At 67.9% G+C, this 9,283-nt stretch carries 9 protein-coding genes and 1 pseudogene; 5 read left to right on the top strand and 5 right to left on the bottom strand.

The features are described 5' to 3' along the window. The 3 genes and pseudogenes from AZG88_RS52085 to AZG88_RS31155 all read right to left on the bottom strand — a co-directional run. A pseudogene (locus AZG88_RS52085) lies at positions 1–140 on the bottom strand (NAD(P)H-dependent flavin oxidoreductase); the annotation flags it as partial. Positions 141–181: 41 nt separating this feature from the next. Next, entirely contained in the window at positions 182–586 is a 405-nt protein-coding gene (locus tag AZG88_RS31160) for a nuclear transport factor 2 family protein (RefSeq protein WP_005248947.1), read from the bottom strand. Then, positions 583–1,440: a crotonase/enoyl-CoA hydratase family protein gene (locus tag AZG88_RS31155; RefSeq protein ID WP_061700052.1), complete on the bottom strand. Its 858-nt coding sequence runs from the start codon at positions 1,438–1,440 to the stop codon at positions 583–585. The genes AZG88_RS31160 and AZG88_RS31155 overlap by 4 nt, the downstream gene beginning before the upstream one ends. Positions 1,441–1,549: 109 nt before the next feature. Here AZG88_RS31155 and AZG88_RS31150 point away from each other — a divergent pair, with 109 nt between their 5' ends. The 4 genes from AZG88_RS31150 to AZG88_RS31135 all read left to right on the top strand — a co-directional run bounded on the left by AZG88_RS31150 (position 1,550) and on the right by AZG88_RS31135 (position 5,050). Next, positions 1,550–2,155 (top strand): TetR/AcrR family transcriptional regulator, encoded by a 606-nt coding sequence (locus tag AZG88_RS31150; protein WP_005248945.1) that lies wholly within the window; start codon positions 1,550–1,552, stop codon positions 2,153–2,155. A gap of 61 nt (positions 2,156–2,216) precedes the next feature. Next, the gene (locus AZG88_RS31145) at positions 2,217–3,218 is read left to right on the top strand and encodes a YihY/virulence factor BrkB family protein (RefSeq protein ID WP_061700051.1); all 1,002 of its coding nucleotides are present in this window, start codon (positions 2,217–2,219) and stop codon (positions 3,216–3,218) included. Further along, positions 3,215–3,577: a PH domain-containing protein gene (locus tag AZG88_RS31140; protein WP_005254778.1), complete on the top strand. Its 363-nt coding sequence runs from the start codon at positions 3,215–3,217 to the stop codon at positions 3,575–3,577. The genes AZG88_RS31145 and AZG88_RS31140 overlap by 4 nt, the downstream gene beginning before the upstream one ends. A 222-nt stretch (positions 3,578–3,799) precedes the next feature. Then, positions 3,800–5,050 carry an MFS transporter gene (locus tag AZG88_RS31135; RefSeq protein WP_082764473.1) on the top strand — a complete coding sequence of 417 codons (1,251 nt, stop codon included), beginning with the start codon at positions 3,800–3,802 and terminating at the stop codon, positions 5,048–5,050. Positions 5,051–5,054: 4 nt separating this feature from the next. Here AZG88_RS31135 and AZG88_RS31130 read toward each other — a convergent pair whose 3' ends face one another. Further along, on the bottom strand, positions 5,055–6,599 hold the full coding sequence (locus tag AZG88_RS31130) for an acyl-CoA synthetase (RefSeq protein ID WP_061700050.1): 1,545 nt from the start codon (positions 6,597–6,599) through the stop codon (positions 5,055–5,057). Between the two features lie 48 nt (positions 6,600–6,647). Further along, positions 6,648–7,961: an MFS transporter gene (locus tag AZG88_RS31125; RefSeq protein ID WP_061700049.1), complete on the bottom strand. Its 1,314-nt coding sequence runs from the start codon at positions 7,959–7,961 to the stop codon at positions 6,648–6,650. 228 nt (positions 7,962–8,189) lie between these two features. Here AZG88_RS31125 and AZG88_RS31120 point away from each other — a divergent pair, with 228 nt between their 5' ends. Continuing rightward, complete coding sequence (locus AZG88_RS31120; protein ID WP_061700048.1) at positions 8,190–9,275, top strand: phosphotransferase family protein; 1,086 nt, start codon at positions 8,190–8,192, stop codon at positions 9,273–9,275. Positions 9,276–9,283: the final 8 nt, after the last annotated feature.

Here is a 9,283-nt window from a genome sequence, read left to right as displayed (position 1 = left end):
CGGGCGTTCAGGGAGGGGAACGATCCGACGATGCCCGACGTCGACTGGGCGATCACCAGGTCGGGACCTGAGACGATGAACATCGGCGACGCGACCACGGGCAGGCGAAGCCGGTCTTGCAGGATGGGGGGCAGGCTCATGAATTTCTCCTTGATGCAGTGGTGTACGACGATGCAGTGGTTTACGACTGGGAGAGCTGGGCGGCCATCAGGGGGATGAGCGCCTGCAGGCCTTTCACGGGGCGGACCATCACCTTGAACGACGTGATCTGGTCGCGGTCGTTCCAGTGGAAGAGGTCGATGCCGTTGACGTGGATGCCGTCGAGTTCGGTGGCGAATTCCAGGACCGCCGAACGGTCGCCGTACCACTCCTCGACGTAGTGGAAACCGGTGCCGTCGAACACGGTCAGGGCGGCGCCGAGATACGCCAGGACCTTCGCCTTCCCTTCCTGCGGAGTGAACACCGCGGGGGAGGAGAACACGGCGTCGTCGGCGATCAGGGCGTCGAGGGCGGCGAGGTCGCGGTGTTCGACGACGTGGTGCCAGCGGTCGACGACGCCGGGGCGGGCAGGCAGTGCGGCGGTCATCCGCGGAACGCCGGGGTCGGAAGGTCTTCGCCGAACACGTCCGGCAGGTCGTCGCGGACGCTGTCGGGGAACACGGCGGGCCGTTTCTCGAGGAACGCGGAGATGCCTTCGCGCGCGTCCGGCCCGATGCCGCGGATGTTGATCCCGCGTGTCTCGACGCGGTGCGCGATCATCGGGTGCTCGGCGCCGAGTGCCCGCCACATCATCTGGCGCGACAGCGCCACCGACACCGGGGCGGAGTGCTCGGTCAGGCTCCGGGCCAGCGCGTACGCCTCGTCGAGCAGGGATTCACGCGGGTACAGCTTGTACACGAGGCCGGCGTCGAAGGCCTCCGTGGCGGGGAACACCCGGCCGGAGTACACCCAGTCGAGGGCCGTCTGCAGGGGGACGAGGCGCGGCAGGAACCAGGTCGAGCAGGACTCGGGGACGATGCCGCGGCGGTTGAAGACGAATCCGATGCGGGCGTCGTCGGCGGCGAGGCGGAAGTCTGCGGCGAGGGTCATCGTGATGCCCACTCCCACGGCCGGTCCGTTGATCGCGGCGATGATCGGTTTGCGGGATTCGAACATCCGGAGCACCACGCGGCCGCCACCGTCGCGGCGGGCGTCGGCGTCCTCGTCCTCGTCCTGCCAGTGATCGAACGTGGCGGCACCGGCCGACAGGTCTGCGCCCGCGCAGAACGCTCGTCCGGCTCCGGTGAGCACGATCGCCCGGACGGAGTCGTCCGCGTCGAGCTGGTCGTAGGCGGCGATCAGTTCGTTCTCCATGGTGGTGGTGAACGCGTTGAGCTGGTCGGGCCGGTTCAGGGTGATCGTCGCGATACCGTCCGCGACGGCGAGTCCGATGTGATCCACCGCACCAGCATGACATTGTTACCGAACGATCGCTAGAGCGGGTTCTGTGACGGGACCCACTACCCTGGAGTGGTCGTGTGACGATCGGAGCGGGGACGGAGACCGAGGGATGTGCGCTGCAAAGGTGGCCGCCGTGAGCACGGGTACCGGGCGGCAGGTGATCCTCGACTCCGCGGTGGCCAACATGAACGAACGCGGCTATCACGGCACGTCCATGCGGGACATCGCCCGCGGCGCCGACATCACCGTCGCCTCGATCTACCACCACTTCGCGTCGAAGCAGGAGATCCTGCAGGACATCATGGTGCGCGCACTTCACGACGCCATCGCCATGACGCGCGGTGCGCTGCTGCGCTCGGGTGGCGCCCCCGCCGACCAGTTGCAGGCGCTGATGCGGGCGTGGGTCATGTTCCACACCACCCGCCAGCTGGACGCGATGGTCGGCGCCACCGAGATACGCAGCCTCGACGACGCCGGCCGCCGGCTCGTCGTGGCCCTCCGCGACGAACAGGAACACCTCTTCCGCGACGTCGTCGAGCGTGGTGTCGAGGAGGGCGACTTCGCGACCGAATTCCCGCGGGACGCCGTCCGCGGCATCATCAACATGGGCCAGTCGGTGTGCACCTGGTGGCACGCCGACGGTCCGCTGAAGCCCGAGGAACTCGCCGAGCGCTACGCCGACCTCGCCCTCGCGATGGTGAAACCGACCGTCTGATCGCCGCCGCCGCGTCCCGGGCAGAATCGGGGCAGCGGTCGCCGCGGAAACGGAGCGTGAGATGAAGTTCGCCAGACGGCTCGACGCTCTCCAGCAGAAATACCCGGCGATGGGTTTCCCGATCGCCGTCACGTACAAATTTCTCGACGACCAGGGTGTGTACCTCGCGGCGTTGATCGCCTACTACGGGTTCATCTCGCTGTTTCCCCTCCTGCTTCTGCTGTCGACGGTGCTCGGGTTCGTGCTGTCGGGACATCCCGAACTGCAGCAGGACATCATCGACTCGGCGCTGAGCCAGTTCCCGGTCATCGGAGCCGACCTGGCCGACCCGCACCGGATCGGCGGCGGCGTGACGGGTCTGGTGATCGGACTCGTCGGCGCCCTCTACGGCGGACTCGGGGTCGCACTGGCCAGCCAGAACGCGATGAACACGGCGTGGTCGGTGCCCCGCAACATGCGGCCCGACCCGATCCGAGGCCGGTTGCGGGGTCTGCTGTTGCTCGGCACGATCGGACTCGCCGTCCTCGGCACGGCCGCGGTGGCGGCGGTCGGCGCCGCGACGCACCTGTCCGGATCGTTCACCGTGCTTCTCATGCTCGCCGCGATCACGATCAACTCCGCGATCTTCATCCTCGCCTTCCGGCTCGCCACTGCCCGGCCGCTGTCCGTCGCCGACGTCGCGCCCGGCGCAGTCGCAGCAGCCGTGGTGTGGCAGGTGCTCCAATCGTTCGGTGCGTACTACGTGAGCAAGGTGGTGAGCACGGCGTCCGTGACGAACGGGGTGTTCGCCGTCGTGCTGGGGTTGCTGGCGTTCCTGTTCCTGGCCGCCGCGGCGATCGTGGTGTGCGTGGAGATCAACGTCGTCCGCGTCGACAGGCTGCACCCGCGGGCGTTGCTCGGGCCGTTCACGGACAAGGCCGACCTCGTGGAGGGGGACAGACGGACGTTCACCGACCAGGCGAAGGCGCAACGCGCGGTACCGCACGAGGGCATCCACGTCACGTTCGACGAAGTTTCTGCGAAGATGGACAGGCCTGGACCGCCGTCGAAGGAGGAACCATGACCGACCCGATCTTCGACAAGTCGGAACAGTTGAAGCAGGTCCAGCAGGGCATCCTCCCCGGCGAGTCGATCATCGCCGTGTACGACTGCATCGGCGCGGGCACCGGCTTCCTCGGGATCACGAACCTCCGCGTCGTGATCCAGGACAAGAGCTTCGTCGGCAAGCGCACCGCGATCACGTCCATCCCGTACAAGAACATCCGCTCGGTCTCGTTCCTCAGCAACAAGTCGTGGGCCGGCCAGTTCTTCTCCTCCAGCAGCATCGCCCTCGACGTCGCCGACACCACGTACGAGGCCGACTTCCGCGGCATGGACAAGGCCCACCACGTGCACACGGTGATCCTCGAACACATCACGTGACGTAGGTCGCTCTGCTCCGGTGCGTCGCCCCAGGTCACGGCGACGCACCCACACACCGCGCCGGTGAGTGGAATCACCCCCGCGTGAATTGTTAATTCGCTTGCGGCCTCGCCCATACTGGTACGAGCCGGTGTGCCACTATCTCGGCCCGGTTCATCCTCAGGCGAGTCCATTGGACGTGCTCGCCGATCCTACGATCAGCCCGACGGGAGTCTTGCTGCCATGACGCCGCCTGCAGTTCACCTCACCGAACCTGCGGTCACCGCTCGTCCGTCTCTGCGTCCGCGGATTCCGTCACCGAGTCGGCGGGGCGCGATGCTGGCGCTTGCCCTCGGCGGGTTCGGTATCGGCACAACGGAATTCGCGTCCATGGGCCTGTTGCCGGCGATGGCCGCGGGGACCGGGGTGTCGGAGCCGGTTGCCGGGCACTTCGTCTCCGCGTACGCGCTCGGCGTCGTCGTCGGGGCGCCCACGATCGCAGCGCTGGCCGCGCGCGTCGAGCGGCGCACCCTGCTCATCGCGTTGATGGCCACGTTCGTCGTCGGCAATCTCGCGACCGCGCTCGCCCCCGGGTACGAGTCGCTGCTGGCGGCCCGGTTCCTCGCCGGGCTGCCCCACGGTGCCTACTTCGGGGTCGCAGCGCTGGTCGCCGCGCACCTTGCGGAACCGGGCAAGCGTGCCAAGGCGGTCGCAACCGTGATGATGGGTCTGTCGGTCGCGAACGTGGTCGGGGTGCCTGCGACGGCGTTCTTCGGTCAGATCCTGGGCTGGCGGTCCGCGTTCGTGCTCGTGGTGATCATCGGAATCGTGACGCTGGTGGCGTTGGCCCGCCTCGTCCCGCCGCTGGCCGGGGTGCACGTGAGCAACCCGGTGGCCGAACTCGGGGCGCTGAGCCGGGTGCAGGTGTGGATGACGCTGATCTTCGCGACGGTCGGGTTCGGCGGCTCGTTCGCGGTGTACACGTACATCAGTTCGACGCTCACCGACGTGTCCGGGTTGCCGCACGCGATGGTTCCGGTGGCGTTGATGCTGTTCGGTTCGGGAATGATCCTCGGCAACGTCGTGGGTGGCCGCATCGCCGACAACGCGGTGGTGCCCGGGCTGTTCGGGTGCATGATCGCCCTGATCTGCGTCCTCGCGCTGTTCATCGTCGCCGCCCACAACCCGGTGACGGCGCTGATCGTGCTGTTCTTCATCGGGATGGCGGTGACGGCGATCTTCCCTGCCGTCCAGTCGCGGCTGATGGACGCGGCGGGTGACGCGAAGACGCTCGCGTCGACGCTGATCCACGGCGCGTTCAACCTCGCCAACGCGGGTGGTGCGTGGATCGGTGGTGTCGTGATCGCGGCCGGATACGGCTACACCGCCCCGGCCGCCGTCGGCGCCCTCCTCGGCGTCGCCGGACTGATCGTCCTCACGATCGCGGTATTCCTCGACCGCCGGCGCCGGGACGAACCGGCCGCCGACGGCTGACGGTTCAGGCGTGAACCCCGGCTGAGTAGCGCTCTCGTAGCGTGCCCTTGACGAGTTTCCCGGTGGGGGTGCGGGGGAGGTCGTCGCTGAAGACGACGTTCCGCGGGACCTTGAACCGGGCGAGCCGGCACCGCACGTGGTCGAGGAGTTCGCCGGCCAGCGCGTCGTCCCCGGTCACCCCCGGAACGGTCTGGACCACGGCCAGCACCGATTCACCCATCTCCTCGTCGGGGATCCCGATCACCGCCACGTCGAGGACGGCGGGGTGTTCGGTGAGGGTGTTCTCGATCTCCTGCGGATAGATGTTGACGCCGCCGGAGATGATCATGAACGACTTCCGGTCGGTGAGGAAGAGATATCCGTCCTCGTCGAGGTAGCCGACGTCGCCGGTGGTGGTCCACGTCGGGTGTTGCGGGTGCTGGGCGCCGCGGGTCTTCGCGGGGGCGTTGTGATATTCGAACGGCAGGGTGTCCCGCTCGAAATAGAGGGTGCCGATCTCGCCCGGTGCGAGGTCGGCACCGTCGTCGCCGCAGATGTGTGCGACGCCGAGCGCGGCGCGGCCGACGGTGCCGGGCTTGCGGAGCCATTCGTCCGAATTCACGAGGGTCATGCCGTTGAGTTCGGTGGACGAGTAGTACTCCGACAGGATCGGACCCCACCACTCGATCATCTGCCGCTTCACCTCCACCGGGCACGGGGCTGCAGCGTGCACGGCGACGCGCAGGCTGGAGACGTCGTACTTCTGCCGGGTCTCGGCGGGCAGCTTCAGCATGCGGACGAACATCGTCGGTACCCACTGGCTGTAGGTGACGCGGTACTGCTCGACATACGCGAGCGCCTGCTCGGCGTCGAAGCGGTCCATCACGACGACGGTGCCGCCGAGGGCCTGCACCGACGCGCAGGTGCGGAGCGGTGCGGCGTGATACAGCGGGGCGGGTGAGAGGTAGACGGTGTCCGGCGTGACACCCCATACCGTCGCGTTCATGCCGGTCATGGTGTCGCCGGGTTCCTGGATCTGCCGTGCGGGCAGTTCCGGTTTGATGCCCTTCGGGCGACCGGTCGTGCCGGAGGAATACAGCATGTCCGCCCCGCGGGGCTGGTCGGGGAGCGGGACGTCCGACTCCGCGGCCGCGGCGGTGTCGAGGGAGTCGTAGCCGGGGATCGTTCCCCCGAACGCGAGCCGGTGCTCGGTGGCCGGGGTGAGGGCGGGGAGTTCACGCGCAACCGCGTCGAGTGCGGCGTCGACGATCAATGCTCTGGCACCGCAATCCTCGACGATGTAGGCGACCTCGGACGGCGTGAGGTGCCAGTTCGCCATCGTGAGGTAGAGACCGGAACGCATGGCCGCCCAATAGATGTCGAAGATCGCGGGAGTGTTCGTAGCCAGCACCGCGACGTGATCTCCGCGGCGCAGACCGAGTGCGTGCAGGTGGCGGGCGATCCGGATCGAGCGGGACTCGAGTTCGGCGAAGGTGACCGTCTGCCCGGTGCCTGCCATGATCACGGCCGGCTTGTCGGGGGTGGTGGCAGCATGAGCGCCGGGATACATGAATACTCCAATTCGTGTTGGATCTCGAGGGGTGACACTGTCCGGCCGTCAGCCGAGTTGCTCCTGCGCGACCTTGGAGCGGCGGGCCACACCGGCCACCGAGATCAGTCCGACGACTGCAGCCACGATCACGAAAACGGCAGGGGAGAGGACGTTTCCGGTCTTCTCCACAAGCCAGACGGCGACGAAGGGGGCGGTGCCACCGGCGATGACGACGCCGAGGTTCCAGCCCATGGCGACACCGGTGAAGCGGACGTCCTTGTCGAACAGCAGCGGCATCAGCGTGTACGAGCCGACCTGGGTTCCGACGGTGTTGACCATGATCAGCAGGTAGGCGATCGCGGCGATCCACAGGCTGTGGTGCATGACGGCCATGGCGGGGTAGGTGATGATCGCGAAACCGGCGAGGCTGATCACGGTGAACCGCAACCGTCCGATGCGGTCGGCGAGCATGCCCCCGAGCGGCATCGCCAGCGCGACGACACCGATGACGCCGGTCGCGATCCAATAGACCGGGGTGCGTTCGTAGCCGAGGCTCTTCATGAGATGGATGCTCATGTAGGTGAGTCCGATGTACGCGGTTCCGTTGCACGCCAGACTGATTCCGACCGACTGCAGGAGGGCGAGCGGCTGCCGCCGGAAGACGGCGACGACGGGCGCCTGGACCGCTCCGGAATCAGCGTCCTCGCCGTGCGTCTCCTCGACCCGGGTGCGGGCCCACAGGCAGAGCAGCGTCAGCGGCAACGCGAGCAGGAACGGGACCCGCCATCCCCAGCTCTCGAGTTGCGCGTCGGTGGTCAGCGCCGACACCGTGCCCGCGACCGCTGCGGCCATCGCGAATCCCATCGTGGATCCGAGTGGGGTGAACGCCCCGTAGGTGGCCTTGAGATGTCGCGGCGCGGATTCGGAGATGAACGTGGCCGAGCCGCCGACCTCGCCGCCTGCCGAGAATCCCTGGACCATCCGCACGACGACGAGCAGCACGGTGGCCCAGATCCCCGCTTGCGCGTGAGTGGGCAGGAATCCCATCGCCATGCTGCCCAGGCCCATGCAGACGAGCGTCGCGAGGAGGGCCTTCTTCCGCCCGAACCGGTCGCCGATGTGTCCGAACACGATGCCCCCGAGCGGACGCATGAGGTAGGCGGTGCCGAACACGGCGAGAGCGGACAGCAGCGCGGTGGCCGGGTCGCTGCTGGGGAAGAAGAGCGGGGCCATCACGATCGCGAGGTAGCCGTACAGGCTGAAGTCGTAGTACTCGATCAGGGTGCCCACCCCGCCCGCGATCGCGGCGCGGCGCGCTCGGACGCGGTCTTCGGTCCCCCATTCGGTGGTGGCAGCAGACCCGGTCAACTGGTCCGTCATAGGTGTCCTGACCTTTCGGAGGCGGATGAGACGTGCATCACTTCTCGTGGATCATGCCAAGCGAACGATCGATTGGCAAGGCGTTCGGCTGGCGGGCCGTTCTCGGCAATTGTTCGTACCTAACTGCTGCATACGAGGATATTGACTTCCGGCGCTCGCTCAGTTGATGATGAGAACTGGCCGAACGAGCGTTTGGCTGAAATCGAAGTACTCGAAAGGACGCAGCGGATGACGACGTCCCACGCCGAAGCGGACACCCACGAGGACCGGGAGGATTCGGCCGGCGTCGATCTCACCGCTCTCGCCCACTACCTCGACGACGCACTCGACGGCGGGGTGCGCGGCGACCTCGCCGTCTCGCTGATCAGCGGCGGCCGATCGAACCCCACCTACCGCGTCGCCGACGCCGACCGGACGTGGGTTCTGCGGCGGCCCCCGTACGGGCACGTCCTGCCCAGCGCGCACGACATGAAGCGCGAGTTCACCGTGATCAGGGGACTGGCGGGAACGGCCGTCCCGGTGCCCGACGCGGTGCTGCTGTGCGAGGACAAGGGCGTGCTCGGCGCGTCGTTCTACCTCATGGAACTGGTGGACGGAACGCCCGTCGGAACCGTCGAGCAGGCGTCGGCACTCACCCCGGACGACCGTCGCCGGCTCGGACTCGACCTCGCCGACACCCTGGCCGCACTGCACGGCGTCGACCCCGACGCGGTCGGGCTCGGCTCGTTCGGCCGCCCCGACGGATACCTCGAACGTCAACTCGACCGCTGGGCCCGGCAGTGGGAGGCCTCGCGCACCACCGACCGCCCGGAGGTGTCGCTGCTGCTCGACAAGCTGCGCCGGGCTCTGCCCACCTCGCACTTCCCGGGCATCGTCCACGGCGACGTCAAACTCGACAACGTGCTCGCCTCCCGCGTCGACGCCGGGAAGATCGTCGCCGTTCTCGACTGGGAAATGGCCACGCTCGGTGACACCCTCGCCGACGTCGGGATCATGCTGAGCTTCTGGGACCAGCCCGGCGCAGTCGACAACCCGGTGACCAAGGGGCTCGCCCGGCTCGACGGATTCCCCACCCGTGCCGAACTTCTCGACCGCTACGCCACGCAGCGCGGCATCGAGATCCCCGACATCGACTGGTACACGGTGTTCGCCGACTTCAAGATCGCCGTCATCCTCGAGGGCATCAACGCCCGGCACGCACAGGGCGACACCGTCGGTGGGGGTTTCGACGACGTCGGCGACATGATCGGCCCGCTGTTGCAGCGCGCGCTCGACCTCGCCGCCGCGTCGCCCGTGTCCGAACTCCGCCGCTGACCGCGGCA

The organism is Rhodococcus sp. LB1 (assembly GCF_001583455.1).
Taxonomy (GTDB): domain Bacteria; phylum Actinomycetota; class Actinomycetes; order Mycobacteriales; family Mycobacteriaceae; genus Rhodococcus_F; species Rhodococcus_F opacus.
This window is presented reverse-complemented; position numbering and strand designations above follow the sequence as displayed.

Coding starts and splice junctions, on each gene's coding strand:
- AZG88_RS31140 (WP_005254778.1), top strand. CDS start 3,215: ATGACCGACCCGATCTTCGACAAGTCGGAACAGTTGAAGCAGGTCCAG.
- AZG88_RS31145 (WP_061700051.1), top strand. CDS start 2,217: ATGAAGTTCGCCAGACGGCTCGACGCTCTCCAGCAGAAATACCCGGCG.
- AZG88_RS31125 (WP_061700049.1), bottom strand. CDS start 7,961: ATGACGGACCAGTTGACCGGGTCTGCTGCCACCACCGAATGGGGGACC.
- AZG88_RS31130 (WP_061700050.1), bottom strand. CDS start 6,599: ATGTATCCCGGCGCTCATGCTGCCACCACCCCCGACAAGCCGGCCGTG.
- AZG88_RS31150 (WP_005248945.1), top strand. CDS start 1,550: ATGTGCGCTGCAAAGGTGGCCGCCGTGAGCACGGGTACCGGGCGGCAG.
- AZG88_RS31135 (WP_082764473.1), top strand. CDS start 3,800: ATGACGCCGCCTGCAGTTCACCTCACCGAACCTGCGGTCACCGCTCGT.
- AZG88_RS31120 (WP_061700048.1), top strand. CDS start 8,190: ATGACGACGTCCCACGCCGAAGCGGACACCCACGAGGACCGGGAGGAT.
- AZG88_RS31160 (WP_005248947.1), bottom strand. CDS start 586: ATGACCGCCGCACTGCCTGCCCGCCCCGGCGTCGTCGACCGCTGGCAC.